At 64.4% G+C, this 26367-nt stretch carries 22 protein-coding genes; 11 read left to right on the forward strand and 11 right to left on the reverse strand.

Features of this window, described 5'->3' with window-relative positions:
• Positions 1-7: 7 nt before the first annotated feature.
• The 6 genes from QCE69_RS15845 to QCE69_RS15870 all read right to left on the reverse strand — a co-directional run bounded on the left by QCE69_RS15845 (position 8) and on the right by QCE69_RS15870 (position 7582).
• The gene (locus QCE69_RS15845) at positions 8-1681 is read right to left on the reverse strand and encodes a choline dehydrogenase (RefSeq protein WP_309931760.1); all 1674 of its coding nucleotides are present in this window, start codon (positions 1679-1681) and stop codon (positions 8-10) included.
• Between the two features lie 219 nt (positions 1682-1900).
• Positions 1901-2731, reverse strand: coding sequence for an IclR family transcriptional regulator (locus QCE69_RS15850; protein WP_309920107.1), 831 nt, complete (start codon positions 2729-2731; stop codon positions 1901-1903).
• Between the two features lie 6 nt (positions 2732-2737).
• Complete coding sequence (gene pta / locus QCE69_RS15855) at positions 2738-3751, reverse strand: phosphate acetyltransferase (protein ID WP_309931762.1); 1014 nt, start codon at positions 3749-3751, stop codon at positions 2738-2740.
• Positions 3752-3818: 67 nt separating this feature from the next.
• A complete protein-coding gene (gene xsc, locus QCE69_RS15860) occupies positions 3819-5660 on the reverse strand; it encodes a sulfoacetaldehyde acetyltransferase (RefSeq protein WP_309920112.1) in 1842 nt (613 codons plus the stop codon).
• Positions 5661-5865: 205 nt separating this feature from the next.
• Entirely contained in the window at positions 5866-6714 is an 849-nt protein-coding gene (locus tag QCE69_RS15865; RefSeq protein WP_309931764.1) for an IclR family transcriptional regulator, read from the reverse strand.
• A 115-nt stretch (positions 6715-6829) separates the two neighbouring features.
• Complete coding sequence (locus QCE69_RS15870) at positions 6830-7582, reverse strand: IclR family transcriptional regulator (protein WP_309811938.1); 753 nt, start codon at positions 7580-7582, stop codon at positions 6830-6832.
• Positions 7583-7743: 161 nt separating this feature from the next.
• Here QCE69_RS15870 and QCE69_RS15875 point away from each other — a divergent pair, with 161 nt between their 5' ends.
• Together QCE69_RS15875 and QCE69_RS15880 are read left to right on the forward strand one after the other, a co-directional pair.
• The gene (locus tag QCE69_RS15875; RefSeq protein ID WP_309920117.1) at positions 7744-8730 is read left to right on the forward strand and encodes an AAA family ATPase; all 987 of its coding nucleotides are present in this window, start codon (positions 7744-7746) and stop codon (positions 8728-8730) included.
• Positions 8727-10472 carry a cobaltochelatase CobT-related protein gene (locus QCE69_RS15880; protein WP_309931766.1) on the forward strand — a complete coding sequence of 582 codons (1746 nt, stop codon included), beginning with the start codon at positions 8727-8729 and terminating at the stop codon, positions 10470-10472. Before QCE69_RS15875 ends, QCE69_RS15880 begins: the two co-directional genes overlap by 4 nt.
• On the opposite strand, the gene QCE69_RS15885 is transcribed toward QCE69_RS15880, so the two are convergent.
• The 4 genes from QCE69_RS15885 to QCE69_RS15900 are packed head-to-tail and all read right to left on the reverse strand — an operon-like array spanning position 10395 to position 14641.
• On the reverse strand, positions 10395-11363 hold the full coding sequence (locus tag QCE69_RS15885) for a GTP-binding protein (RefSeq protein ID WP_309931768.1): 969 nt from the start codon (positions 11361-11363) through the stop codon (positions 10395-10397). The two genes, QCE69_RS15880 and QCE69_RS15885, sit on opposite strands and share 78 nt — an antisense overlap.
• The gene (locus tag QCE69_RS15890; protein WP_309931769.1) at positions 11360-13018 is read right to left on the reverse strand and encodes an amidohydrolase; all 1659 of its coding nucleotides are present in this window, start codon (positions 13016-13018) and stop codon (positions 11360-11362) included. Before QCE69_RS15890 ends, QCE69_RS15885 begins: the two co-directional genes overlap by 4 nt.
• Positions 13015-14418 carry a sodium:solute symporter family protein gene (locus tag QCE69_RS15895; protein ID WP_309931770.1) on the reverse strand — a complete coding sequence of 468 codons (1404 nt, stop codon included), beginning with the start codon at positions 14416-14418 and terminating at the stop codon, positions 13015-13017. Before QCE69_RS15895 ends, QCE69_RS15890 begins: the two co-directional genes overlap by 4 nt.
• A gap of 13 nt (positions 14419-14431) precedes the next feature.
• Positions 14432-14641, reverse strand: a complete 210-nt coding sequence (locus QCE69_RS15900) for a DUF3311 domain-containing protein (RefSeq protein WP_309931773.1) — start codon at positions 14639-14641, stop codon at positions 14432-14434.
• Positions 14642-14961: 320 nt separating this feature from the next.
• Between QCE69_RS15900 and QCE69_RS15905 the strand changes: the two genes are divergently transcribed.
• The 3 genes from QCE69_RS15905 (at position 14962) to QCE69_RS15915 (ending at position 18286) form a co-directional block, all read left to right on the forward strand.
• Complete coding sequence (locus QCE69_RS15905; protein WP_309932805.1) at positions 14962-16311, forward strand: FAD-binding oxidoreductase; 1350 nt, start codon at positions 14962-14964, stop codon at positions 16309-16311.
• Positions 16312-16341: 30 nt separating this feature from the next.
• Positions 16342-16731 (forward strand): nuclear transport factor 2 family protein, encoded by a 390-nt coding sequence (locus QCE69_RS15910; RefSeq protein WP_309931774.1) that lies wholly within the window; start codon positions 16342-16344, stop codon positions 16729-16731.
• 115 nt (positions 16732-16846) lie between these two features.
• Complete coding sequence (locus tag QCE69_RS15915) at positions 16847-18286, forward strand: amino acid permease (protein ID WP_309931776.1); 1440 nt, start codon at positions 16847-16849, stop codon at positions 18284-18286.
• A gap of 6 nt (positions 18287-18292) precedes the next feature.
• On the opposite strand, the gene QCE69_RS15920 is transcribed toward QCE69_RS15915, so the two are convergent.
• Complete coding sequence (locus QCE69_RS15920) at positions 18293-19057, reverse strand: IclR family transcriptional regulator (protein WP_309811956.1); 765 nt, start codon at positions 19055-19057, stop codon at positions 18293-18295.
• Positions 19058-19269: 212 nt separating this feature from the next.
• Here QCE69_RS15920 and sauS point away from each other — a divergent pair, with 212 nt between their 5' ends.
• The 6 genes from sauS to QCE69_RS15950 all read left to right on the forward strand — a co-directional run bounded on the left by sauS (position 19270) and on the right by QCE69_RS15950 (position 26252).
• Entirely contained in the window at positions 19270-20757 is a 1488-nt protein-coding gene (sauS, locus tag QCE69_RS15925) for an acylating sulfoacetaldehyde dehydrogenase (protein WP_404987369.1), read from the forward strand.
• Positions 20754-22358: an AMP-binding protein gene (locus QCE69_RS15930; RefSeq protein ID WP_309931778.1), complete on the forward strand. Its 1605-nt coding sequence runs from the start codon at positions 20754-20756 to the stop codon at positions 22356-22358. The genes sauS and QCE69_RS15930 overlap by 4 nt, the downstream gene beginning before the upstream one ends.
• 61 nt (positions 22359-22419) lie before the next feature.
• Positions 22420-23763: an MFS transporter gene (locus QCE69_RS15935; RefSeq protein WP_309920140.1), complete on the forward strand. Its 1344-nt coding sequence runs from the start codon at positions 22420-22422 to the stop codon at positions 23761-23763.
• Positions 23764-23868: 105 nt separating this feature from the next.
• Positions 23869-24978 carry a nucleoside hydrolase gene (locus QCE69_RS15940; protein ID WP_309811964.1) on the forward strand — a complete coding sequence of 370 codons (1110 nt, stop codon included), beginning with the start codon at positions 23869-23871 and terminating at the stop codon, positions 24976-24978.
• A gap of 102 nt (positions 24979-25080) precedes the next feature.
• Positions 25081-25944 carry a sulfite exporter TauE/SafE family protein gene (locus tag QCE69_RS15945; protein ID WP_309931780.1) on the forward strand — a complete coding sequence of 288 codons (864 nt, stop codon included), beginning with the start codon at positions 25081-25083 and terminating at the stop codon, positions 25942-25944.
• Positions 25941-26252 carry a DUF1634 domain-containing protein gene (locus tag QCE69_RS15950; protein WP_309931782.1) on the forward strand — a complete coding sequence of 104 codons (312 nt, stop codon included), beginning with the start codon at positions 25941-25943 and terminating at the stop codon, positions 26250-26252. The genes QCE69_RS15945 and QCE69_RS15950 overlap by 4 nt, the downstream gene beginning before the upstream one ends.
• The last annotated feature ends 115 nt before the right edge of the window (positions 26253-26367 follow it).

Below are 26367 nucleotides of genomic sequence, written 5' to 3' on the forward strand. Positions count from 1 at the left end.
CTTGTGTTCAGTCTCTCTGTCCTGCATGGGCCATGGGCGTCTCGATGACGCCGCCGGGTGCTTCCTCCACGTGCGTGACGCGCTGATAACGCTGGTCTTCGAGAATCATGTCGGCTGCCTTCTCGGCGATCATGATGACGGGCGCATTCGTGTTGCCTGATACGAGCTCCGGCATGATCGACGCATCCACCACGCGCAGCCGGCCCATGCCGCGCACCTTCAGACGTTCGTCCACTACCGCCTGCACGTCGCTGCCCATCTTGCAGGTGCCCGCCGGGTGATAGATGGACTGGCTGAACTTGCGCGCGACTTCGAGCAGGTCGGCATCGGTCTGATAGGCCGCGCCGGGGATGAATTCCGACACGATATGTTTGGCAAGCGCAGGCGCGGCGGCGATCCGGCGCGCCACCTTGATGCCGCCGATGACCACCGGATGATCGCGTTCGTCGGACAGGTAGTTGGCATGGATGGCCGGATATTGCAGCGGATCGTTCGAACGGATCTCGACGCTGCCTCGGCTAAAAGGCCGCAACTGACACACCGACGACGTGAACGCCGAGAACGGATGCGCGCCTTCGCCGGGTTTGTCGGCGGAAAGCGGCTGCATGTGGAACTGGATGTCGGGACGCGTGAGATCGGGCGACGTGCGCGTGAAGATCACGACCTGACTGGCTGCGAGCGTCAGCGGACCGGTGCGCGAGATCGCATATTGCAGACCGATGAGCGCTTTCTTCAGCGGGTTGTTGACTTCGTCGTTCAGGGTGCGCTCGCGGGTCTTGAAGACGAGCCGCACTTGCAGATGATCCTGCAGGTTCCGGCCCACGCCCGGCAGCGCATGACGTACCTGTACGCCGGCGCGGTCCAGGACATCGGCGGGACCGACGCCCGAGTTCTGCAGGATCTGCGGCGTACCGATGGCCCCGGCCGCGAGGATCACCTCGACGCGCGCGCGTACCGTCTTCACTGCGCCCTCATGCATATATTCGATGCCGACCGCCTCGCGGCCTTTGAAGAGCACCTTGCGGGTTTGCGCCCGCGTCTGGACGATCAGGTTCCGCCGGTCGCGCACGGGCTTGAGAAAGCCTTTCGCCGTGCTCCAGCGCAAGCCCTTGTAGGCCGTCTGCTGGAAGTAGCCGACGCCTTCCTGAGTGGCGCCGTTGTAGTCGTCGTTGAAGGGGATGCCTGTCTCTTGCGCCGCCGCGATGAAGTGATCGGCGATAGGACGGCGCAGGCGCAGGTCCGAGACCTTCAGCGGGCCGCCCACGCCGTGATATTCGTTCGCGCCGTGCTCCTGATCTTCCGATTTCCTGAAGTAGGGCAGGACGTCGCGATAGCTCCAGCCTGCGTTGCCGAGCTCCGCCCAGCGGTCATAGTCCTCGCGCTGGCCGCGCACATACAGCAGGCCGTTCAGCGAACTGCATCCGCCCAGCACCTTGCCGCGCGGCCAGTCGATGCTGCGCCCGGCAACCGCCTGGTCCGGCTCGGTGCGGTAGCACCAGTCCAGTTCGGGGTTGTGCATCGTCTTGAAGTAGCCGACGGGAATATGAATCCACGGATTCGCATCGGGTCCGCCGGCTTCGAGCAACAGCACGGTGTTGGACGGATCGGCGCTCAGGCGATTGGCGAGGACGCAGCCTGCCGAGCCCGCTCCGACAATGACGTAATCGACTTCCTGCTGCATGAGACTTGTCTCCTGGAGTCTTCTTCTGGAACGAAGCGTTTCGTTTCCTGTACGTTCAATGTGGAAGAAGCTGCGGGCGATGCCAAGAGAAAAGCGCGCGAGAACGCGAAAGTGAAACGGAAAGTGCCAAATCCGATTCAAAAAAATGAGGTTCTTCGGGTTCTCCCGGAGCCGCTTTTTAATGCCTGGAATTCCGAAAAAAAACGCTGATGCGGCGCATCAGAAAGTAGCGGACAGCTCGCTTGCTGCTTCCCGCAGACGCGGCACGAAAGTGAGTGCGCGCGCCAGGCTCATGCGCGACACGGGTCCATGCACCGCGATCGCGGCGATGCTCTTGCCGCGCGAATCGAGCACCGGCACGGCCACGCAGGCGATGCCCGGCACGAACTCCTCGTTATCCACGGCAATGCCTTTATGGGCGATGCGATCCAGTTCGGCTTCGAGCAGATTGGGTTCGTCGAGGGTGTTGGGCGTGAAGCGTTCCAGCCGCATCGCGCGAATGAGCGCGGCGCGTTCTTCACGCGGCATCGTGGCGAGCAGCAGCTTGCCGCTCGCGCTGCAATGCGCGGGCACGTGTGAGCCGGGCTTGAGTTCGAGCCGCAGCGCCCAGGTGGACTCGCAGCGGTCGAGATAGAGCACTTCGGTGTCGTGCAGCATGCTCAGGTTGCAGGTCTCGCCGAGATCGGCGACGAGACGTTGCAGGATGGCGTGACGCTGGCGGCGCGCGCCGCTGTGCATCATCACATCGACGCCCAGTTGTTCGAGCCGCGGCCCGACCACATACGCGTTCTTCTGGCCCGGCTCGCGCGCAACGAAGCCGCCCGCTTCCAGCGATTGCAACATGCGGTGCAGCGAAGCCTTGGGCTGGTCGAGCGCATTCGCCAGGTCCGCAAGCGACAGCGCGCCGCGTGCGGCGACGAGATGTTCGAGCACGCTGAAGGCGCGCAGCGTCGGCGTCTCGGCGCGCGCGTGGGGGTGGGTGTCGTTGAGCGCGGCGCTCTCCGCCGCTTCAGTCAGGCCGGGCGTGGCGGTGTCGACTCGGATATCCATGCGGCCTCACGTCGTCGCGTGCCGCGCGGCCTGCGCCTGCACGCAGGTGACCGCGATCACGTAATAGATGTCGTCGGCGCTGCAGCCGCGCGAGAGGTCGTTGGCGGGCTTCGCAAGCCCTTGCAGCAGCGGACCGATGGCCTTCGCGCCGCCAATCCGTTCAGCCAGCTTGTAGCCGATGTTGCCCGCTTCGAGGCTCGGGAAGATCAGCGTGTTCGCATGTCCCTCGACGCGCGAGTGGTGCACCTTGCGCATGGCGATCTCGGCGACGATCGCGGCATCGAGCTGCACGTCGCCGTCGATGGCGAGGCCGGGGCGCGCTTCCTGCACACGCCGGGTCGCCTCGATGACCTTGTCCACGGCCGCATGATGCGCGCTGCCGCTGGTGGAGAACGACAACATCGCGACGCGCGGGTCTTCCATCAGCAGGCTGCGCGCGCTGTCGGCGGCGGCCATGGCGATTTCGGCGAGCTGCCCGGCGTCCGGCTGCACGACGAGCGCGCAGTCCGAGAAGATCAGGCCGCCTTTCATCGTATGGAAGGGCTCGCACAGCATCATCAGGAAGAAGCTCGACACGAGCTTGAAGGAAGGCCGCACGCCGATGATCTGGATGGCATTGCGCACCACGTCGGCGGTCGTGTTGACCGCGCCCGCCACGGAGCCGTCCGCTTCGCCCAGCCGTACCATCAGGTTGGCGAAGCACAGCGGATCGAGCACGGCGGCGCGCGCGGCATCGGCCGTCATGCCTTTCTTTTCGCGCAAGGCGAACAACGTTTCAGCAAAGCGCTGCGTCAGTGGCGATTCGCGCGGATCGATCAACTCGATGCCGTCGAGATCGAGGTTCGCTTCATCGGCGACCTGATGCGCACGCGATCTCGCACCGACCAGCACGATGCGCGCGATGCCTTCCCGATGCGCGCGCTGCGCGGCCTGCAACACGCGCGGGTCCTCGGCTTCGGAGAGCACGATGCGCATCGGCAGGTCGCGAGCCTGATCGATGATGCGATGCATGGCTTTCATGGGGGCGCTCGGTGAGATGCAAAGGAAAAACGCCGCCCCGTGGGCGCGGAGCGGCGTGACGCGGGACTTAGACGTAGTCCTTGTACTTGTCGAGCATGCGCACCGGCTTGGAGAGCGCGTCGCGACGGAACGGGTCGCCGAGTTCGCGCGTACACATGATCTCGATGATCGTCGTCTTGCCGTGATTCATCTGCAGATCGATGGCCTTCTTGAGCGCCGGGCCCACATCCTCCAGCTTGTCGACGACGATGCCTTCCGCGCCCATCGCCTTCGCGATCTCGGCGAAGCTCTGGTTGTCGAGCTCGCCCGCGACGAAGCGGCGGTTGTAGAAGTCCACCTGATTCTTCTTCTCCGCGCCCCACTGGCGGTTATGGAACACCACGGCCGTCACCGGAATGTTATGGCGCACGCAGGTCATGGTTTCCATCAGGCTCATGCCCCATGCGCCATCGCCTGCATACGACACGGCCGGACGATGCGGCGCCGCAACCTTCGCACCGATGATCGTGGGGAACGCATAACCGCAGTTGCCCCAGCTCATCGCCGCGAAGAAGCTGCGCGGCTGATTGAAGCGCAGATAGCTGTTGGCCACCGAGTTGATGTTGCCGATGTCGGTCGAGACCATCACGTCATCCGGCATCGCCTTCTCGAGTTCGCGCAGCACCTGGCGCGGATGCAGGAACTGGCCGCCGCTGAACGGCTTCTCGCCCTTCTGCTCCTCGATCATGTCGAGGCTGTAGGCGTCGCGTTCATGGGTCCACTCGTCGAGTTCCTTCTCCCAGGCGGCCTTTTCATCGGCGATGGTCTTCGCGCGGGCTTCCTTCGTCGCGTCCGAGGCGAGCTTGCGGTCCGCGAGGCGCTGCGTGAGCGCGATGGCGCTGGCCTTGGCATCGCCGCAGATGCCGACCGAAATCTTCTTCACGAGGCCGAGCATCTTGTGGTCCGCATCGATCTGGATGACCTTCGCTTCCTTCGGCCAGTAATCGAGACCGTGCTGCGGCAGCGTGCCGAACGGTCCCAGTCGCGAGCCCAGCGCGATCACGACATCGGCCTGGCTCAGCAGCTTCATCGCGGCCTTCGATCCTTGATAGCCGAGCGGGCCGCACCACAGCGGATGCTTCGCGGGGAACGAGTCGTTGTGCAGGTAGCTGTTCACAACCGGTGCGCCGAGGCGTTCCGCGAGCGCCTTGCATTCCTCGATGGCGTCGGACATCACCACGCCGCCGCCCGAGATGATGACCGGGAACTTGGCTTCGGCGAGCAGATCCGCCGCTTCGTTGAGGCTCTGGTCGCCGCCGGGGCCGCGATCGAGGCGCTGCGGCTTCGGAATCTCGACCTTGACCTCGCCATAGAAGTAGTCACGCGGAATATTGAGCTGGGTCGGTCCCATCTCGGACATCGCGCGATCGAAGCAGCGCGCGGTGTATTCGGCCATGCGTGCCGGATGCGTCACGTGGCCCTGGTACTTGGTGAATTCCTGGAACATCGGCAGTTGCTTGGCTTCCTGGAAGCCGCCGAGACCGATACCCATCGTTCCGGCTTCCGGCGTAACGATCACGACCGGGCTGTGCGCCCAGTAGGCCGCCGCGATGGCCGTCACGCAGTTGCTGATGCCCGGCCCGTTCTGGCCGATCACGACGCCGTGGCGGCCCGACACGCGGGAATAGCCATCGGCCATGTGACCGGCGCCTTGCTCGTGCACGACCGGAATCAGGCGGATGCCGGCCGGCGCGAAGATGTCCATCGCGTCCATGAAGGCCGATCCCATGATGCCGAACATTTCCGTCACGCCGTTGGCAGCGAGCGTTTCGACGAAGGCTTCCGAGGGGGTCATCGCCTGCGGACCACTCGGGGCCGCGGTTGCTGCGGCGGTGGTCTTGGAAGGACGGGCTTGGTCGTGCTCGCTCATGAGATGTCTCCGAATGAAAAACGGAACGTTTGGTTCCGGAATGTGTATCGTGGAGACATCGTAGGACTGGTCGATCAGGACGTCAACCGGTTTTTCAAATAAATGGAATGAATCGTCTCTAAAAAAATTTAGACGCGTTGCGACGAATAAATGCATCCGGCGCCGCGCGCGTTGTGCGGCGGGGTTCTGCAGGGCGCGGAATCGGCTAGCGCGCAGCCTGGCGCTGCCGCGCCATGAGCGTCAGACCTTCGGACGTATCGATCAGCGTCGCCAGCTTCTCGGCCGTCTCGCGGAGTTGCGGCACGGCTTTCAGCAGATCGTTGAGATTGGCGCGCGCGGTCGGCGCATGGGCGGCGAGGCACGCCAATACGCGACCCGTGGCAGCGTCCGTGATGGGCACCGCCACGGCCACCATGCCAAGCACGAATTCCTCGTTGTCGATACCGAGGCCCCGCGTGGCGAGCCGGTCGAGTTCGGCCTCGAGCAACGCCGGGTCCGTGAGCGTGCGATGCGTTCTTCGTGTCAACGTGAGGCGGCTGAGGATCTGGCGGCGTTCGGCAAGCGTCATGTGCGACAGGAACAGCTTGCCGCTGGCCGTGCAATGCAGCGGCACGCGCATGCCGGCCTGCATGTGCAGACGCAGCGGCTCGGGCGTTTCGACGCGCTCGATATAGAGCACGGTATCCCCGTCCAGCGCGGTGAGGTTGCAACTCTCGCCGATCACGTCGACGAGCGAGCGCAGCAGCGAACGGCACCCGCGCGTGAACGAGTTGTTGGCGAGCGTCGCCAGTGCGAGCTGGGCGGCGCGCGGACCGAGCGCGATGCCGCGGTCGGTGCCGCGCGAATCGGGCATGTGGGTCACGTAGCCCTGCGATTCCAGCGCCTCGATGAGGCGCAGCAGCGTGGCTTTGGGAATCCGCACGCGGGCGGCAAGCTGGGACAGCGTGTATGGCTGGCCAGCGGAGGCGAGTTGTTCGAGCACCGCAAGCGGACGAAGCGTCCGTGCTTCGTCGCCGGCGAGGTCGGCGGGATCGAGATGAGTGACGTCGCGCATGAACCGGAATCGGAACGAATGGTTTCGGATTACGGGTACTCTACGCGGGTTCCGGCGTCGCGCGCTACATTTTTCGGAACGTACGGTTGCGTTTTTATTTTGAACTTCGACGCTATCAGAACGTCTTCTTCAGGTCCTCGGCGGCTTCTTTCAGGCGCGGCAGCATCTCGAGCACACGCGAAAGCGGCGAGCGCGAGACCGGCGCATGGACCGCGATAGCCGCGATACACGAGCCATATGTGTCGACGATGGGTGCCGCCGCGCACACGATGCCCTGCACGAATTCCTCGTTGTCGATTGCGACGCCCTTCCTTGCGGTGCGATCGAGTTCCGCTTCGAGCATCTCGGTATCCGTGATGGTGTTGGCCGTGAAGCGCTCGAGTTTCATCGCACGCACCAGCGCGTTGCGCTCCTCGCGCGGCAGCATGGCGAGCAGCAGCTTGCCGCTGGCGCTGCACCACACCGGCACGTGCGATCCCGGCCTGAGGTCCAGCCGCAGCGGCCAGGGGGCCTCGACGCGGTCCAGATACAGCACCTCGTTCTCGTGCAGCATCGTGAGATTGCAGGTTTCGCCGAGATCGGCAACGAGCCGCGTGAGAATGGCGTGGCGCAGCCGCCGTGCGCCCGCGTGCGTCATCACGCTCAGACCCAGCTGCGCCAGACGCGGGCCCACGACATAGGCATTGCGGTCGCCCGGCTCGCGGATCACCAGACCGCCCGCCTCCAGCGAAGCCAGCATGCGATGCAGCGAAGGCTTGGGCATGCCCATGTCCTCGGCCATGTCCGTGAGCGACACGGGATTGCCCGCCTGCACGAGATATTCGAGCAGCGCGAAGGCGCGCAGCGTGGGCGTGTCGGGCTTGTCCATCGGCGTTTTCCGTTTGATTTCGTTCGACATTATTGTAAATGGGGCCTCAGTCCCGCCGCCATCGGCCGAATGGCTACAAATAAACGAAATGAATTGTTCCGAAAAACAATTACAGCTAAGATGGTCGCTCGAAAACGGCGGCAAGCACGGAGGCAGGCATCATGATGCGCGACACGTGGATGGAAGAACCGGATCAGCGCGTGCCGGTGCGCGCGCTGTTCGGCATCGATTCGGACCTGCTGGTGCCCGCGTTCAGCGGCCGTGATCCGCATGTTCCGGAAATCGATCATGCGTACCGGTTCAATCCCGAGGTCACGCTTGCGATTCTTGCGGGATTCGCGTTCAACCGGCGCGTCATGGTGCAAGGCCTGCACGGCACGGGCAAGTCCACGCATATCGAACAAGTCGCGGCGCGCCTCAACTGGCCGTGCATGCGCGTCAATCTCGACGGTCACGTAAGCCGGCTCGATCTGGTCGGCAAGGATGCAATCGTGGTCCGCGATGACGTGCAGGTCACCGAGTTTCAGGAAGGCATCGTGCCCTGGGCGTTGCAGCGGCCCGTGGCGCTGGTCTTCGACGAATACGACGCGGGCCGTCCCGACGTGATGTTCGTGATCCAGCGAATTCTGGAACGCGAGGGCAGCTTCACGCTGCTCGATCAGAATCGCGTGATCCAGCCGCATCCTTTTTTTCGTCTGTTCGCGACAACGAATACCGTGGGTCTCGGAAACCTGAACGGGATGTATCACGGCACCCAGATGCTCAACCATGCGCAGATTGACCGCTGGAACGTGGTCGCGACGCTCGACTATCTGTCGCGCGAGGAAGAAACGCGCATCGTGCTCGCGCGCGTGCCGCAACTCGAAAACGACCGTGGGCGCGCGCTCGTCGCATCGATGGTGAGCATGGCGGGGCTGACGCGGCGCGGCTTCCAGGCCGGCGACCTGTCCACCCTGATGTCGCCGCGCACCGTCATCAACTGGGCGGAGAACTGCGAGCTGTTTCACGACGTGAAGCTCGCGTTGCGTCTCACTTTCCTGAACAAATGCGACGAAGCGGAACGGCCGGTTGTCGCGGAATATTTTCAGCGCGCGTTCGGCGAGGAACTGGAAACGCCGTCGCAGTGGCACGACGAGCGCAGCAAATGAACGCCGTGCGAAACGACGCTCGCGAACTTACGCGGCGCGACGCGCTGTGCGCGGCGACCGTGCGCGCGCTGACCGGCGACGGCACGCTGCACTATCGCGGCGGACGTCTGTTCAGGCATCTGCGGCCGGTCGCGCTGCACGCACCGCATCTGCGTGGCGAAGGCAGGGAAGCGGACGATCTCGATTCCACGCGCGGCGCGGCGGATGCATCGGCGCTGCGCATCGTGTATTCGGATGCGGCGTTGCACGACAGCCTCGCACCGGAAGAACCAGTCGCCCGCATGGTCTTCGACCTGCTCGAACAACTGCGCTGTGAAGCGCGCGTGCCGGACGGCATGGCGGGCGTGCGGCGCAACGTGCGGCATCGCTTCGAAACGTGGTCGCTGGCGTGCTACAAGGGCGGCTTGCTGGACAGCGATATCGGTCTGCTGATCTATACGGTCGCGCAAATTGCCGAGTCGCGTCTCTCAGGCCAAGCGGTGGTCGAACAGACCGAAGGGCTGATAGAGGCGACGCGTGCGGCGCTCGCGCCCCTGCTCGGCGTGGCATTGGCGGGATTGCGGCGTGACTGCGCCGATCAGCGCGCCTATGCGAACCATGCGCTTGCCATTGCGAACCGCATCGGCGAGATGGTGCGCGACGTGCGTCACGCCTTCGTCGAGAATCACGCTTCAACCGACGACACCGAGGAAGACGCCGCGCGCACGATGCTCGGCACCTGGTTCGACATCGACGACGACGAGGGCGAGGCGGAACGGCTCGCGCTTGCCGCAAGCGGCGCCAGCAGCGCGCGCGATGCGTCGGGCGACGGCTATCGCATCTTCACGACGCGTTACGACAAGACCATCCATCCCGCCGCGCTGATCCGCGCCGCGTTGCTGCGCGAATACCGCGAGCGTCTCGACGACCTCATCGCCGCACGCCACATCAACGTTGCACGCCTCGCGCGCATGTTGCAGGCGGCCATTGCCGTGCCGCATCGCGACGGCTGGTCGTTCGGCGAAGAGGAAGGGCGCATCGACGGAAGGCGTCTGGCGCAGGTGATCGCGTCACCGGCTGAGCGTCGCGTGTTCAGGCGCGAACGCGACACGCCCACGGCGGATTGCGCGGTGAGCTTCCTGATCGACTGCTCGGGTTCGATGAAGGCGAGTATCGAACCGGTCGCGGTGATGATCGACGTGCTCGTGCGTGCGCTCGGCATGGCAGGCGTCACCACTGAAGTGCTGGGCTTCACCACGGGCGCATGGAACGGCGGGCGCGCGAAGCTGGACTGGCTGGCGCAAGGACGTCCACCCACGCCGGGACGGCTCAACGAAGCGTGCCACATGATCTTCAAGGAAGCCGATGCGGGATGGCGTGCCGCGCGCGGTGACATCGCCGCGCTGTTCAAGGCGGATCTGTTTCGCGAAGGCATCGACGGCGAAGCGGTGGACTGGGCGTGCGGGCGCTTGCTCGCGCGTAACGAGCCGCGGCGCATCCTGGTCGTCGTGTCGGATGGCAGCCCGATGGACAGCGCGACCGCGCAAGCGAACGACGCCCACTATCTCGACCAGCACCTGCGCGAAGTGGTCGAGCGTCATGAGGCGTTGCAGGGTGTGGAGGTGCTGGGGCTCGGTGTCGGACTCGATCTGAGCCCGTACTATCGGCACAGCTTCGGCGTGGATCTATCCGTGCCGCCCGACATGACACTCTTCGCGAAGCTCGCAGGCTGGCTCGGCGCGCGCCGCAGGAGCAGCAGCTAGCGCGCGCTGTATGTCATCGTCGTCGATCATGCCGATGAAGACGATCTCCGTATGCGCAACGTCGCGGCATGGCGTGGCATGCCAGCGCGCGCCGACGACATGAAGCTCGATGCACGAGCCGTCCGCGAGGCGGGCGAAGCCCTTGGCGCGCAATAGCTTGTTTGAGAAAGACAGGCACGCGGCCTTGAGCTTGCGCTTGTCGAAGCGCTCGTTCGAATGGAACATCACGCTCCGCAAGCCAGCCGCAAGTTGATGCAGAGGCACGATGGATCGCGAAAGTCCAAGCGGAGCCGACGCCGCCGTATCGCTGAAAAACAGCGTGCCCGGTACCTTGCCCTGATCGCCGTCGAACACGATGCGCGTGTGCGCTATCTCCTGCACCCGTGCTCGCGCTCGTCGCGCGTTATCATCGTCGAGCAGATCGGTCTTGGTCAGCACGATGGCCGTCGCCGTCTCGATCTGCCGCCGCGCCATCTCGCCCACATACGCATTGGCCAGCGTTTCATCGATACGCTGCGCATCCACGGCCACCACGATGCCTTGCAGACGAAACGCACGATCCAGCATGCCGACCTGCGCGATGCGCAACGGGTCCGACACGCCGCTCGCTTCGATCACGAGCAGATCAGGCCGCGTCTCGCGCGCGCTGATCTCGATCAAGGTCTCCATCAGCTTGCCGCCGATCGAACAGCATATGCAGCCGTTCTCCAGTCCGATGACGTCGTCGCTGCGCTCGCGGATCAAAGCGGCGTCGATATTGATCGCGCCGAAATCGTTGACCAGCACCGTGACGCGGCGGCCTTCGGTGTTGGTCAGCAGCGCGTTGATCATCGTGGTCTTGCCCGCGCCGAGATAGCCGCCGATGACGGCCAGCGGAATGGGCGGCTTCATGCCGGCGCCTCGAACACACGTCCGCCGAGAATCGTGCCCCACACACGCAACTGACCGAGACGTTCGGCAGGCACCTCGTGCGGATCTTCATCGAGCACCGCGAAGTCCGCGAACTTGCCCATCTCGATGCTGCCGATCGCATCATCCATGCCGATCGTATGCGCCGCGCTGAGCGTGATCGCGCGCAACGCGTCAGGCACGCTCAAGCATTCCGTCTCGCCCAGCACGCGGCCCGAGGCGGTCTTGCGCTGCACTGCGCACCACGCCGTGAAGAGCGGGTTGAGCTGCGTGATCGGTGCATCCGAATGCATGCCGAACGTGATGCCGAGCGATTGAGCCGTGGCGGCCGCGTTCATGCGGTTCGCACGATCGGCGCCCATGGTCTGCGCGTAATGCGCGTCGCCCCAGTAGTAGATATGGTTCGAGAAAAAATTCACGCACATGCCGAGACGCGCGGCGCGCGCGAGTTGCCGCGCATCGGCCATCTGGCAATGCTGCAGCGTATGCCGATGATCCGGGCGCGGATGCCGCGCGAGAATGGTCTCGATGGCATCGAGCACGAGCTCGGTGGCCTCGTCGCCGTTCGTGTGGATATGCAGTTGCAGGCCGGCGAGATGATAGGGCAGGAAGGTCTCGACAAACTGCTCGGGCGGAATCAGCCACAGGCCGTTGGCATGGCCGTTCACATAACCCGGCCAGCGCAGGCGCGCGGTATAGCCTTGTATCGAACCATCGACGATGAATTTCACCGGACCGAAACGCAGCTTGTCCGCATTGAGCCTGATCGCTTCGAGCACACGGTCCGGGCCGCCTTCCGGATTACGCTGCGGACCGAACGCGGGCACCAGGCGGATCGGGAAGCGCGCGTCGCGCGTCACTTCGACGAGATTGCGCATGCCCGTGTCGGAGAGGTCGTTGAGCAGGTCGGTGGCGGTGGTCACGCCCGCGAGCTGCGCGACCTTGCCGAACGCGCGGATCGCTTCAGGATTGTCGCTCGCGGAGATCGAGAGCTTCGGCCCGATCACGCGATACACCGGGAACATGGCCGCGAACTCCTGCAGTTCGCCGGTCGGGCGGCCTTCGCCGTCCTTCACGATGCCGTCGACATCGGTGTCTTCGTCGATGCCCGCGAGTGCGAGCATCGGCGAATTCACGTTCATCAGATGCACGCTTGCATGCAGGACAGCGACGGGCCGCGTGGCCGATACCCTGTCGAGCTGCGTCACGGTCAGCCGCTCGCTGCCGAAGAAGATCGGATCGAAGCCCCAGGCGAGCAGCGGTGCGTCCGTGCTGTCCAGCGCGCGCTCCGCTTCCTGCAAGCGCGCGATCACCGCATCGAGCGATTGCAGGCCCGGCCAGCGCGTGCCGTCGGGACCGCGCCGCTCGTAGTAGCCGACATAGACCGCGCTCCACATCGCGCCTTCCATCAGGTGCGAATGGCCTTCGACGAGACCCGGCATGAGCACCTTGTCGGCGAAGGTCGTGTCGGGTTCGGCGTCGGTCCACTGGCGGATCTCGTCCAGCGTGCCGACCGAGAGAATCCTGCCCTCGCGGATCGCAACGTGCGTCGCGACCGGCTGGCGCGGATTCATGGTCAGGATCTTGCGGGCGGCGAACACCTTTACCGCCTGGCTATCGATTGAGTTCTGGGTCATGAGTCGTTCGAGTGGATCAGATCGGCGTGGACGTGCTTGCGGCCTGCGCTCGGATTCGCGAGGAACACGACCAGCACGTTGACGGCCAGGCAGATGAGGCCGAGATTCAGGCCCGCGATATCGACATGCAGCACATACAGGACGACCGCGAGCACCTGTCCCGCGAGCATGCCTGACGCAATCGCGCGCGCGCCGACCCGCAGGCCGAAGATGATCGCGATCACGCCGGGAAAGAACTGCGTGACGCCGTAGTAGGTCATGTTGATCAGCGTGAGCATCAGGTTCGGCGTTGCGAGCGTCATGCCAATGGACAGCAGCAGATACAAACCGATCACCACCTTGGCGCTCGCCTTCTGGCGCGTCTCGGGCATGTTGGGCAGCAGATTGCGCGTGACCACCGGGCCGATGGCGAGACAGATGCCCGCGAGCACGAGCAGGCCCGACAGAGAAGCGCCCGCCGCAACCAGTCCGACGAGCCACGACGGCAGCAGATGCACGACCGCGGTGAAGAACGCTTCGTTCGGCGAGCCGAGCGGCACGTTCTGCGCAATCGCGTAGTACGACGCCACCACGAGAAACGGGTACATCAGCATGTACAGGGGCATGACCACTTGCGAGCGGCGAATGGTGTTGCTGCTCTTCGCGGTGAAGAAGTTCTGAATCGCGAAGGGCATGACATAGAAGCCGAGCGACTGGAACAGCATGGTGCTCATGGAGAAGGTCAGCTGATGCGCGTTCATCGCATTCGACACATGCTGGCTGGCGGCCCTGAACACGGGTTCGACGCCGGCTTCCCATGCCACGGCCAGACCCGTGATGACGATGGCGGCCACCATCAGCAGGTCTTTGAGAATCGCAATGTACGCCGACGCCCGCACGCCCGCGATGGCGATGTACGTGAACGCGAGCAGCGCCGAGATCATGATGAGAAAGACCGGGTTCAGGTTCCATCCCAGCCCTTTCAATGCCGCGACGAGACCCGTGAATTGCAGCTGTCCCCAGGGCAGCAGGAACACGAGCGATGAAACGGCGACGATCAGTTCGAGCGCACGGCTGCTGAAGTGGCCCTTGAAGAGATCGGGCAGCGTGATGGCGTTGTGGCGCTGGCCCGCTTCCCAGATCTTCGGGCCGATGAAATAGCCGATCGGGTAGGCAAGCAGGATATAGCCCAGAAACCAGACGCCATAAGTCGGTCCCTTGGCGTAGATGCCGCCGGGAAAGCCCACCATCGTGCCGATGCTGTAGATCTCGCCCGCAGCGAGAAAGAACACCAGCCACGCGCCGAACTGCCGTGACGCGACGAAGAAGTCATGCACGCTTTGCCCGCCGCGTCCCTTGCCTGCACGCAAGGCGAGCCAGATGGAGAGCGCGATGAAGCCGAGAAATACGGTGGAAGCCATGTCGGTTTTCTCCTTATGCGCCGCGCGCTTCGCGCCGTTCCGTTTTTTTGTCGAACAGGATCCAGCAGAGTTGCAGGCAGACCGAGGTGGCTATGAACCAGCCGAAAATCCACGCATAAATAAACGGAATGCCGAACACAAAAATATCGTTCGATGCCGCCCACGGCAGCATGCCGATCACGCCGACAAACGGCAAACCGAGTCCGATCAAGACTTTGAGCATGGTCTACTCCGTATGATCATTGGCCCGCGCAGGGCTTGCATCGCGCGGAAGAGAAAGGAATTCGGTGCAGTATGACCAGACAAAAATGGCTGGCCGTAGTGCCAGAGCAGGGCAATCGCTAGGTCCAGCAAGCCCGCTGTCCGGCCCGTCCCCTGGCACCAACGAAGGTTTTTGGCTGGCACTAAGCCGCGCACGGGGTTCGGGGCAACATGAAGCCACTTTCCAAGGAGTTATCGGTGGCTACTCTCGAATTCGTTGCGCCGGCCCAGGGTGGCGCGTGCGCCCCATACGATCCACTCTACGACCCGCTCGTCTCGCCGATGAAGCGCGAGGCCATGGACTATGCGCCCACCTACTGGGTCGCCACGGCGGGCACGCCGCCCGAGGACGACGGACCCTTGCCCGGCGATGCAGACGTGGACGTGCTGATCGTCGGCGCCGGCTTCACCGGACTGTCCACGGCGCTGTTCCTTGCGCGTGAGCATGGCATCCGCGCCACCGTCGTCGATGCGAACCGCACCGCGTGGGGCTGCACGAGCCGCAATGGCGGGCAAGGCCAGAACGCGAGCGGGCGGCTCTACCGTTCGCAGTGGATCGAGCGCTGGGGCAAGCAGACAGCGCTGAAGCTCGATGCGGAGATCCGCGAAGGCTTCGACACCTTCCGCAAGCTGGTGAGCGAATTCGCGTGCGATCCGCAGCCGGGCGGCCATCTGTATATCGCGCATCGCGAGCGCAAGCTGGAGTTTCTCAGCAACGAATGCAAGGTGATGCGCGATGTCTTCGGCTACGACGCACGCATGCTCAACGCACAGGAAGTGGCGCAATCCTACGTCGACGACCAGGAAAGCTGCGGTGCGCTGCATGAACCGGACGGCATCGGCGTGCATCCGCTCAAACTGGCGTTCGGTTACCTGCGCATGGCGCGCTCGCTGGGCGTGAAGGTGCATCCGGGCACGCCGGTGCTGGACGTTCAGACGATTCGCGGCGTGCATCACGTGCGCACGCCGCGCGGTGTGATCCGCGCCAAGGCCGTGGCGTTCGCGACCGGCGGCTATACGCGCAACGACATGCATCGCGCGTTGAACGCGAAGATCATGCCGATCCTGTCGAACTCGCTGGTCACGCGCCCGCTGACGAGGCAGGAACTCGAGGCAACCCGCTTCAGGACGCGCGAAGTCATCACCGATACCCGCACCCTGCGCTTCTACTACCGTCTGTTGCCGGACGACCGTTTGCAGATCGGCAGCCGCAGCGCCATCACCGGCGCCGACGCCGCCAATCCCCGGCACATGGAGGTGCTCGTGGAAGGGCTGCATCGCAAGTTTCCGGCCTTGCGCGGCATACGTGTCGATTATTCGTGGTGGGGCTGGGTGGACGTGAGCCACGACATGATGCCGCGCGTCGCGCAGCCCGATCCGCAGCAGAGTCTGTTCTATGCGGTCGGCTATGGCGGCAACGGCGTGTCGTTCTCGGCGCACGCGGGGCGCCGCCTCGCGGAGCGCGTCGCCGGCAAGTGGCAGCACAGCCGCGATTCCCTGCCGATCTACGAATCCGCGCTCGAATACCCGAACGTGCTGAACATGGTGCGCTGGAAGGGCTTTGCGCCGTTCCGCCGGGTCGGGCAACGCTTTCTGTATCACAAGTACCTGGCGCAGGACGAGAAGCGCTAACCCTTTCGAACCTATGGACAAGAGCGATACATGAGCACTGAGACGAATCACGACTATCTTCGCCTGCTGGAGACCTTCAACGATGCCTGGAACCGCCACGACATCGACGCGCTGATGGACTGCATGGCCGAGCGCTGCGAGTTTCACGGCGTGGCCGGCCCCGACGTGCTGGGCCGCACCTTCAGCGGTCGCGACGAAGTGCGCAAGGGCTTCACGCTCGCCTGGGAAACCTGCCCCGATGCCTCGTGGAAGGAAGGCGAGCATTTCGTCAGCGGCGAGCGCGGCGTGTCGGAATCGACGTTTCGCGGCACGAAGGCGGACGGCTCGCGCATCGAGGCGCGCATGGTGGATGTCTTCACCTTCAGCGGCGGCAAGATCGCGGTGAAGAACGCTTTCCGCAAGGACCGCCCCGCCCTCTGACGCATGAGGGAAACCGGCATCGCGTGACGCAGGGAAACGCCTCGACCGTCCGGCAACGTATCGGCCGGCGAGGCGGGATTTGACTCAGGCAGAACACAGCAAATCAGGAGACGAGATGCAATCGAGCACGGACAAGGGCGATCTCAAATGTGGCCTCAAGCAGCGCCACATGACGATGATCGCGTTGGGAGGCGTCATTGGCGCCGGACTTTTCGTCGGCAGCGGCGTGGTGATCCAGCAGGCCGGACCCGCCGCGATTCTTTCTTTTCTCATCACGGGCGTGCTCGTGGTGCTCGTGATGCGCATGCTGGGCGAGATGGCCTGCGCGATGCCGGCCGTCGGCTCGTTCTATGAATACGCGCGGCTCGCCTTCAGGACGCAGCGCGGGCCCGGCAAGATGGCCGGCTTCCTTACCGGCTGGATGTACTGGTACTTCTGGGTCATCGTGATCGCGCTGGAAGCGGTGGCCGGGGCCAAGCTCGTGCAGTTCTGGATCCCCGACGTGCCCGCGTGGATCATCAGTCTCGTGCTGCTGGTCGTGCTCACGCTGACCAATCTCATCTCGGTCGGCAGCTATGGCGAGTTCGAGTTCTGGTTCTCGTCGATCAAGGTCGGCGCGATCATCGTGTTCCTGTTCCTCGGCGGCCTCTATGTGTGCGGCCTGTGGCCCGCCTCGATGCATACGACCGACGTCGCCACGACCTTCCTCGGGCACGGCGGCTTCATGCCGAAGGGTATCGGACCGGTGCTGACAGGTGCGGTGGCCGCGACAGGCTTCTACTTCGGCGCGGAGATCGTGACAATTGCAGCCGCGGAAGCGAAGGAGCCGGCCAAGGCAGTTGCGAAGGCAACCAATTCGGTCATCACGCGTGTGCTCGTGTTCTATGTGGGGTCGGTGGCGCTGGTGGTCGCGCTGGTGCCGTGGAATTCGCATCAGATGGCCACGCCCTATGTCAGCGCGCTCGAGGTCATGGGCATGCCCGCTGCCGCGAACGTGATGAACGCCATCGTGCTGACGGCGGTGCTGTCGGCGCTGAATTCGGGTCTGTACGCAGCGTCGCGCATGCTGTTCGCACTGACGCGTCATGGCGATGCGCCGCTCGGACTCGCGAAGGTCAACAAGCGCGGCGTGCCGACGCGCGCCATCCTGCTGGGCACGGTGTTCGGCTATGTATCGGTGGTGATGTCGTATGTATCGCCGGATACGGTGTTCGCGTTCCTCGTCAACTCGTATGGCACGGTCGCGATCTTCGTGTACCTGCTGATCGCGTTCTCGCAACTGCGCCTGCGCAGCCGCATGACGAGCTTCGAGGCGAACGACCTGCGCGTGCGCATGTGGGGATTTCCCTATCTCACCTGGCTCGCCATCGTCGGCATGCTCGCGATTCTCATCGCCATGGCGTTCATCCCGGATCAACGCAAGCCGCTGTGGCTCGGCGTCGTGAGTCTGGGCATCCTGATCGTCGCGTACTTCGTGTTCAAGCGCGGCCGCAACGAGGTCGAGGCTCACGCCGACGAGCACGCAGCGCAGCATCTGCAAACCGCCGAACGTTGAACCGCTTCATTCTTCCCTGAAAGTCCGCGCGGTTTCTTCAGCCGTGCGGCGCAGGTCGGGCTCGAAGGCAAGCAGTTGATCGAGCGCGACGCGTCCCACCGGCGCCTGGATCGCGATCGCGGCGCATGCGCGATTGCGGTCCAGCATCACCGGCACCGCAATCGCAACGAGCCCCTGCAGATGCTCCTGATTGTTGATAGCCAGCATGCGGCGGCGCGTCAAGGCGAGCTCACGGCGCAGCACGTCGCGGTCGGTGATGGTGCGTTCCGAGTAAGACCGTAGCGGCAGGCGCTCGATCATGCGCTCGCGCCGCTCCTTCGGCAGGAAGCTCAGCAGCAGCTTGCCGCTCGCCGAGCAATGCAGCGGTACATGTGAACCCGGCTGCAAATGCATGCGCAACGGCCAGCCCGTTTCCACGCGATCCACATACACGACGTCGTTGCCCGCGAGCATCGTCAGATTGCAGGTCTCGCCGACCCGCGTGACGAGTTGTTCGAGCAACGCATGCCGCGCCGCAGCAGGCCCTGCGTGCATCAGCACGTTGATGGCGAGCGTGCGCACCCGTGGCGAGCATTCATAGAGCCTGTCGCTGGCGCCGCGCGTGACGAGCCACGCATCCATCAGTTGCACGAGGATGCGGTGCACGGTCTGCTTCGGCAGGCCAAGCGCATCGACCAGTTCGGTCATCGATAGAGGACGGTTCGCTTCCGCCAGGGTTTCCAGCACGCGGAACGCGCGCACGGCGGCGGCATTCGATTGATTCGATGTCACGCTGTCTCCTGCTTTATATGTGTCGCTTGCGTTTTTATTTCATTGTGCGTCGAAAACATTGTTTTTCGGGACTCTGGAAAGTCCCGAAATCGACACTTTCCGATGCACGCGCCGTCGCTGCATGCGTTACTCCGGAAAACGGGACCGCGCGACGAACAGAGCTGACTAGATTGGATAGCACCTCCCATCCATCATCAGCCGAGGTTCATCGCATGAATGACATGGCAAGCGGCGCAACACTCGTGCGTTCACGCGCACACGCGCCAGACTCCACGCCGGACTCCAATCAGGCCGCGCAGCAGGCGGAAGCGGAACGCGCGGTCGGCGCGCTCGTCGAGCGGGCGCGCGCGGCGCAGCAACGCTTCGAACACGCGGGGCAGGACACGCTCGATACGGCCGTGGCCGCCGCCGCGTGGGCCATCATGGAGCCCGCGCGCAACCGGCAACTGGCGGACCTGTCCGTGCGCGACACGGGACTCGGCAACGCCGACGACAAGTTCCGCAAGAACCATCGCAAGACGCTGGGCCTGTTGCGCGACCTGCATGGCGTCGCGACGACGGGCGTGATCGCGCGGGACGAGGAACATGGCATCGTCGAGATCGCGCGCGCGGTGGGCGTGGTGGCGGCCATCACGCCCTCGACCAATCCCGGCGCGACGCCCGCCAACAAGATCATCAATGCGCTCAAGTGCGGCAACGCGATCATCGTCGCGCCTTCGCCGAAGGGTTATTCGTCGTGCGCGTTGCTGATCGGCTTCATTCACGCCGAGTTCGCCAAGGCCGGTCTCGATCCCGATCTCGTGCAGATGCTGCCGCCGCCCGCCAGCAAGGCCGCGACGGCCGCATTGATGCGCCTCGCCGATCTGGTCGTTGCCACCGGTTCGCAGGCCAATGTGCGCATGGCCTATACGAGCGGCACGCCGGCCTTCGGCGTGGGCGCGGGCAACGTGGCGTCCATCGTGACCGCGCAGGCCGATGCCGATGACGCGGCGCGCAAGATCGCCATCTCCAAGACCTTCGACAACGCGACCAGTTGCTCGTCGGAGAACAGCGTCGTGATCGAGGACGCCATTCATGCCCGCATGCTCGATGCGCTGCGCAAGCAGGGCGGCGTGTTGCTGGACGCCGCGCAGAAGGCAAGCTTGCAGGCAGTGCTGTGGCAGGACGGCAAGCTGTCGGCGCGCTGCACGGCGCGCTCCGCTGCGGCGATTGCCCGTGAAGCCGGCCTCGATGACATCGCCGCGCGCGAGCCGAGGTTCCTGATGGTCGAGGAAACCGGCTATGGGAAGGACCATCCTTTCTCGGGAGAGAAGCTCTCGCCGGTGCTGACCGTGTATCGCGCGCGTGATACCGGACACGCGATGGACATCGTGCGCGGCATCTACGGCTACATGGGCGCGGGACATTCGGTGGGCGTGCATGGCGCGGACGATGCGCTGGCCGTTCTGCTCGGCACGCAGTTGCCGGTGGCGCGCGTGATCGTGAATCAGGCGCATTGCCTTGCGACCGGCGGCAACTTCGACAACGGCCTGCCGTTCTCGCTCTCGATGGGCTGCGGCACCTGGGGCGGCAACAACTTCTCGGCGAACCTCGGCTACCGGCAATACATGAACGTGACGCGCGTCGCGTACCCGATTGCGGAACGCGTGCCGGAAGTCGACGCGTTGCTCGGCGACTACTTCCGGAGGATCGGACGATGAGCACGCTCGCTGATCGCATTGCATCTTCCGGGCACGCGCCGCTCGATGCAACGACCTTGCGCGCATTGATCGACGCGCGCGCTGAACATGCTCCCGACAAGCCGTTCCTGCTCGATGCCGAGGGCGGCAACGTACTCTCGTTCCGCGCGTTGCGTGACGACTGCCGTGCGCTCGCAACGCGGTTCGAAGCGGCGGGACTGAAGCCTGGCGATGTGGTCTCGGTGTTCATGGGCAACGGCATCCAGACCGCGCGGCTGTTGCTCGCCGCAATGTACAGCGGGCTCGTCGCCAATCCGCTGAACCTGCTGTGCCAGCCGTCGCAGGTGCGTTACATCGTCGAGCATTCGGATACGCGCCTGATCTTCGTGGCCGACGATACGCACGAGACCGTCGCGGAAGCGCTCAAGAGCATGGCGCGCGATATCGCGGTAGTGCGCACATCGCCCGATGCAGCGGATTTGCCCGCGATACCCGTGCTTGCCTCCAGCACCATGCCGCCGCCTGGCGACGATGCCACGCAGATCGTCGCGAAAGGCGCCGACCCCGCCGACACCGCGCTGCTCATGTACACCTCGGGCACGACCGGCGCACCCAAGGGCGTGCTGCTGAGCCATCGCAGCCTGCTGGCGAACATGCGCAACATCAGCGCCGAACATCGCCTGTGCGAGGACGACCGCGTGCTCGTGTCGCTGCCGCTGTATCACATCAACGGCCTCGTCGTCGCATTGCTCACGCCGCTGCAACACGGCGGCTCGGCCGTGATGACGCCGCGCTTTTCCGCGCGCACGTTCTGGCGCGAAGCGTCGCAGCACGGCTGCACCTGGATCAACGTGGTGCCGACCATCGTCGCCTATCTGCTCAACGGCGAAAGCGCGCAAGGCTTCGATCTGTCGGCGCTCAAGTTCTGCCGCAGTGCGTCGGCGGCGCTGCCTGCCGATCATCATCGCGCGTTCGAGGCGCGCTTCGGCATCGGCGTGATCGAGACGATGGGCATGACCGAGACCGCCGCGCCCGCCTTCAGCAACCCGTATGACCCGGCGCTGCGCAGGATCGGCAGCATCGGTCTGCCGTCGGGCGGCGAGGCGAAGATCGTCGATCCCGAAGGCCGCGAATGCGCGGCCAATGAGACCGGCGAACTCGTGCTGCGCGGCGGGCAACTGATGAGCGGCTACTACAAGCGGCCCGAGGAGACCCGTAACGCCTTCACCGCCGATGGCTGGCTGCACAGCGGCGACCTCGGCTATCGCGACGAAGCCGGCTTCTTCTACATCAACGGCCGCGCGAAGGAACTGATCATCAAGGGCGGCGAGAACATCGCGCCGCGCGAGATCGACGAAGCGCTGCTGCGCCATCCGGGCGTGCTGGAAGCGGCTGCCGTGGGCGTGCCGGACCCGGCCTACGGGCAGGACATCGTCGCGTTCATCGTGCCGCATGTCGGCGCGCCTCCTCCCGATCCCGCCGATCTGCGCGAGCACTGCCTGCGCGAACTCGGCCGCTACAAGACACCGCGCGAATTCCGCTTCACCGATGCCTTGCCGCGCGGCCCCTCGGGCAAGGTGCAGCGCCTGAAGCTCGTCGAGAAGCCGCAGCCGGCGGGATAAGCGGGCGCGCGCTTCACGGCAGGACTTGCACATTCCACATCAGATGGACATGGGAGACACAATGAACCAGCATCGTCAGCGCGTGAAGACGCGCCATATCATCCTCGGCGTGATGTGCCTGATGTACTTCATCTCGTACATCGACCGGGTGAACATTGCGGTAGCGGGTCCGCTGATCCGTCAGGAGATGGGACTGAGCTCCGTGCAGCTCGGACTCGTGTTCTCGGCATTTGCGTATCCGTATGCGGTCATGCAGGTCGTCGGCGGATGGCTGGCCGACAAGTTCGGTCCGAAGCTCGTGTTGATCGTGCTCTCGCTGATCTGGGGCGCGGCCACGCTGGCGACGGGCTTTGCGGGCAGCATCGGCATGCTCGTGGTGCTGCGCCTGGCGCTCGGCATCGGCGAGGGCGGCGCGTTCCCGACCGCCACGCGCGCCTTCACGTACTGGATGCCGGTGCATGAACGGGGCTTTGCGCAAGGCATCACGCACAGCTTCTCGCGGCTGGGCGGTGCGCTCACGCCGCCGCTCGTGCTGGCCGTGGTAGCCGCGAGCGGCTGGCGCGAGGCGTTCATCCTGCTGGGCATCGCAAGCCTTGCTTGGACGGTGCTGTACTTCTTCGTGTTCACCAATTCGCCCGATGAGAATCGCCGCATCACGCCGGAGGAGACCGCGGAGATCGGCTATCGCGCGGGCGATTGTGCGCGTGCCCGAAAGAGCGTGACGCCCTGGCGCAAGCTGATTCATCGCATGTGGCTCGTGACCTTCGTCGACTTTTGCTATGGCTGGCTGCTGTGGGTCTATCTGACCTGGCTGCCGTCGTATCTCAAGGAGTCGCGCGGCTTCGACCTCAAGCATCTCGCGCTCTTCACCGCGTTGCCCTTGCTGGCGGGCGTCGTCGGCGACACGCTCGGCGGCGTCATCTCGGACCGCATCTACAAACTGACCGGCCGTCTGCGGCTCGCGCGCTGCAGCATCCTCGTGGTGGGCATGGGCGGCTCGCTGGCCTTCCTCCTGCCGATGGTCAACGCCCCCAGTCCCGTGGCCGCCGTGTGGTTCCTGACCGGCTCGTTCTTCTTCCTCGAGATCACGAATCCGGTCCTGTGGACGCTGCCGCTCGACATCGCGGGCAAGTATGCGGGTACGGCCGGCGGCATGATGAACACGGGCTTCGGCATTGCGGGGATGACTTCGCCCGTCGTGTTCGGCTATCTGATCCAGCAGACCGGCAGCTACAACGTGCCGTTCACGATCTCGGCGGCATTGCTCGGCGTGGGTGCGGTCGCGGCGCTGTTCATCGATACGAGCAAGACCGTCGAGGCCGACGAGGCGCGTGAAGCGCAACAACAGCGCGACCAGCTCGGCGTGCCGGCTTTCGCGGGCAGCGCGGGGCACTGGAACGAGTGAGTACGCGGTCCATGCGGTTCCCGGATCGAACGTAGAATGAGTGGCGCCTTGCCTGCATGGCGGCGGTGCGCCCACTCTACTTATATCGATTCGGGAGACACGACCATGCAGCGTTGCAAAGCGGTAATCCTGATCATTCCGTGTGTCGTCGCGCTTGCCGCGTGCGGCGGGTCCGACAATAATCAGCCTGCCTATTCGAATGCACCGAAGATCATCATCGACTCGGACTTCAACACGATGGGCGACGACGGCCAGCTCTTCGCGATGACCACGCAGTTGATGGGGCAGGGCAAGGTCAATCTGCTCGGCCTGTGTGTCGTGACCGGCAACGACTGGCTGTTGCAGGAAGAGGCCGATGCGCTGAAGGCCGTCGAACGCATGGGCGTGCAGGACAAGGTAGGCGTTTATGCGGGCGCGAATTATCCGCTGCAATATGACGTCGCAAGCATTCGCGCGCAGCAGGCCGCCAATCCCAATGGCTATTTCGGCGCGTGGATGCGTCCCGAACCCACTCAGCAATCGCAACTGACCGCGCCGCCCGACGGCTTCGCAACTTCGACGAAGCTGCAAGCGCAGGCCGCCGCGGACTTCATGATCGACACCATCAAGCGTTATCCGAACCAGGTGACGATCATCGAAGTAGGGCCGCCCACCAATCTCGCGACCGCCGTGCAGAAGGCGCCGGAGATCGTGCCGCTCATCAAGCAGATCGTCTACATGGGCGGTGCGATGAACGTGCCGGGTAACGCGAACGCAGTGGGCGAACTGAACTGGTGGTTCGATCCCGTCGCAGTGCGCACGCTGTTGCAGACCACGATCCCGCAGAAGGTGATTCCGCTCGACGTCACCAATACCGTTCCGCTGACCGAGACCGTCTATAACCAGATCGTCAATCCGCCGACGGGACAGACCGCCGTGACGAAGGTATATGCCATCGAGAATGCGGGCGCGTTCGCCAACAACACCGACATCTACGACACGCTGACGATCGGATACTTTCTTGATCCCACTTATGCGACGCAGACGCAGAGCGCGTATCTCGACATCGACACGACGCCCGGAGAAGATCAGGGGCATGTGATGGTCTATCCCGATGCGCCTGCGGCCGGCGCTTCGCCGCAGAAGATCACGTATGTGACGCGCTATGACAACAACCGCTTCTTCGCGTTCTATGTCGATCTGCTCACGCGGCCGGTGCCGGTGAAGTTCCAGTGAAGTTGGTGTAGCCGGATGCATGACGGGCTGTCCGTCATGCATTTTCATACTTGTTATGACATGTTATAGTTCAAGCTCACTGATCTCCTCAGAGCGGATCCAATGAGCTTGCAGGCAACGCTGTGGCTGTTCTGCGCAGGCCTCGGCGCAAGTGCTGCAGGCGGCATGCTCGGCATGGCGAGCGGCCTGTTCATCGTGCCCATCCTGACCATGTTCTTTCACGTCGACATGCATGCGGCCATCGGCACCAGCATCGTGTCGGTCATCGCCTGTTCGTGCGGCGGCGCGGCCGCGTTCCTGCGCGGCGGGCTGACCAATGTACGGCTGGCCCTCGTGCTCGAAACCGGCACGACGCTCGGCGCGCTCTGCGGCGTGCTGCTGGCGGGCGTCGTGCCGGTATCGGCGCTGGACTTCCTGTTCGCAGGCGTGCTGCTCGTGTCGGCATGGCAGATGTTCGTGCGGCGCGAAGATCCGGCGTCGGCTACCTCCACCGCGCCTTCGCATGGGCTCGCCGCCGCGCTCGAACTGCATTCGAGCTATCCGGATCATCGGCTGCATCGCGACGTCGCTTATCGCGTGCAGCGTGTGCCGCTGGGTCTCACGTTGATGGTGGTGGCCGGGATGGTGTCGGCGTTGCTTGGGATCGGCAGCGGCATCCTCAAGATTCCCGCCATGGACAATGCGTTGCGGCTGCCCATCAAGGTTTCAACGGCCACTTCCAACTTCATGATCGGCGTAACGGCTGCCGCCAGCGGATGCGCGTACTTCCTGCGCGGGGAGATCGTCAGCGCGCTGGCCGCGCCGGTCGCGCTCGGTTCGGTGCTCGGCGCCGTGCTCGGCGCACGGGTGCTGATGAAGGTGCGCAGCGAACGCCTGCGCGTGCTGTTTCTTTCCGTGCTCGTCATCGTCGCGGGCCAGATGGTGCTGCAAGGCATGGGCATCAACCTCACGGAACTCGCCGGATGACAAAGTCGCCCGCGCATGTTTCGCTCGACCGCCTGCTCGCCGTGTTTCTTCAGGCCGGAACGTGGATCGCGTGCGGCTTGATCGGCGCGGGTCTGGTGCTTCAGGCGTGGCCCGTGCCGTGGGCCGCGCAGGCCATGACGGCGGGCGTCGCGCTGTTCGTCTTGCTTCCCGTCATGCGCGTCGCGCTGCTGCTCGCGGTGTTCGCCCGGCAGCGCAACATGCTCTACGCCGCGCTCGCCACCGCCGTGCTCGCCGTGATCGCGGCCGGCTGCGTGCTCGGCGTGCGGCTCGGTCCGCTCGCCGGCTGACGGATCGGGCGATCGAATGGCGGCACAAGCATAGGCACAACGGTTATTCTCCCTTTCGCCGGACGACGATCTCGCGCGTCACACGCGCACGCATCGCATTCCTCGGGAGAAATCG

The sequence above is a fragment of the Caballeronia sp. LZ032 genome, assembly GCF_031451315.1.
Taxonomy (GTDB): Bacteria; Pseudomonadota; Gammaproteobacteria; order Burkholderiales; family Burkholderiaceae; genus Caballeronia.

Coding starts and splice junctions, on each gene's coding strand:
- QCE69_RS15845 (WP_309931760.1), bottom strand. CDS start 1,681: ATGCAGCAGGAAGTCGATTACGTCATTGTCGGAGCGGGCTCGGCAGGC.
- QCE69_RS15850 (WP_309920107.1), bottom strand. CDS start 2,731: ATGGATATCCGAGTCGACACCGCCACGCCCGGCCTGACTGAAGCGGCG.
- pta (WP_309931762.1), bottom strand. CDS start 3,751: ATGAAAGCCATGCATCGCATCATCGATCAGGCTCGCGACCTGCCGATG.
- xsc (WP_309920112.1), bottom strand. CDS start 5,660: ATGAGCGAGCACGACCAAGCCCGTCCTTCCAAGACCACCGCCGCAGCA.
- QCE69_RS15865 (WP_309931764.1), bottom strand. CDS start 6,714: ATGCGCGACGTCACTCATCTCGATCCCGCCGACCTCGCCGGCGACGAA.
- QCE69_RS15870 (WP_309811938.1), bottom strand. CDS start 7,582: ATGGACAAGCCCGACACGCCCACGCTGCGCGCCTTCGCGCTGCTCGAA.
- QCE69_RS15875 (WP_309920117.1), top strand. CDS start 7,744: ATGATGCGCGACACGTGGATGGAAGAACCGGATCAGCGCGTGCCGGTG.
- QCE69_RS15880 (WP_309931766.1), top strand. CDS start 8,727: ATGAACGCCGTGCGAAACGACGCTCGCGAACTTACGCGGCGCGACGCG.
- QCE69_RS15885 (WP_309931768.1), bottom strand. CDS start 11,363: ATGAAGCCGCCCATTCCGCTGGCCGTCATCGGCGGCTATCTCGGCGCG.
- QCE69_RS15890 (WP_309931769.1), bottom strand. CDS start 13,018: ATGACCCAGAACTCAATCGATAGCCAGGCGGTAAAGGTGTTCGCCGCC.
- QCE69_RS15895 (WP_309931770.1), bottom strand. CDS start 14,418: ATGGCTTCCACCGTATTTCTCGGCTTCATCGCGCTCTCCATCTGGCTC.
- QCE69_RS15900 (WP_309931773.1), bottom strand. CDS start 14,641: ATGCTCAAAGTCTTGATCGGACTCGGTTTGCCGTTTGTCGGCGTGATC.
- QCE69_RS15905 (WP_309932805.1), top strand. CDS start 14,962: ATGAAGCGCGAGGCCATGGACTATGCGCCCACCTACTGGGTCGCCACG.
- QCE69_RS15910 (WP_309931774.1), top strand. CDS start 16,342: ATGAGCACTGAGACGAATCACGACTATCTTCGCCTGCTGGAGACCTTC.
- QCE69_RS15915 (WP_309931776.1), top strand. CDS start 16,847: ATGCAATCGAGCACGGACAAGGGCGATCTCAAATGTGGCCTCAAGCAG.
- sauS (WP_404987369.1), top strand. CDS start 19,270: ATGAATGACATGGCAAGCGGCGCAACACTCGTGCGTTCACGCGCACAC.
- QCE69_RS15930 (WP_309931778.1), top strand. CDS start 20,754: ATGAGCACGCTCGCTGATCGCATTGCATCTTCCGGGCACGCGCCGCTC.
- QCE69_RS15935 (WP_309920140.1), top strand. CDS start 22,420: ATGAACCAGCATCGTCAGCGCGTGAAGACGCGCCATATCATCCTCGGC.
- QCE69_RS15940 (WP_309811964.1), top strand. CDS start 23,869: ATGCAGCGTTGCAAAGCGGTAATCCTGATCATTCCGTGTGTCGTCGCG.
- QCE69_RS15945 (WP_309931780.1), top strand. CDS start 25,081: ATGAGCTTGCAGGCAACGCTGTGGCTGTTCTGCGCAGGCCTCGGCGCA.
- QCE69_RS15950 (WP_309931782.1), top strand. CDS start 25,941: ATGACAAAGTCGCCCGCGCATGTTTCGCTCGACCGCCTGCTCGCCGTG.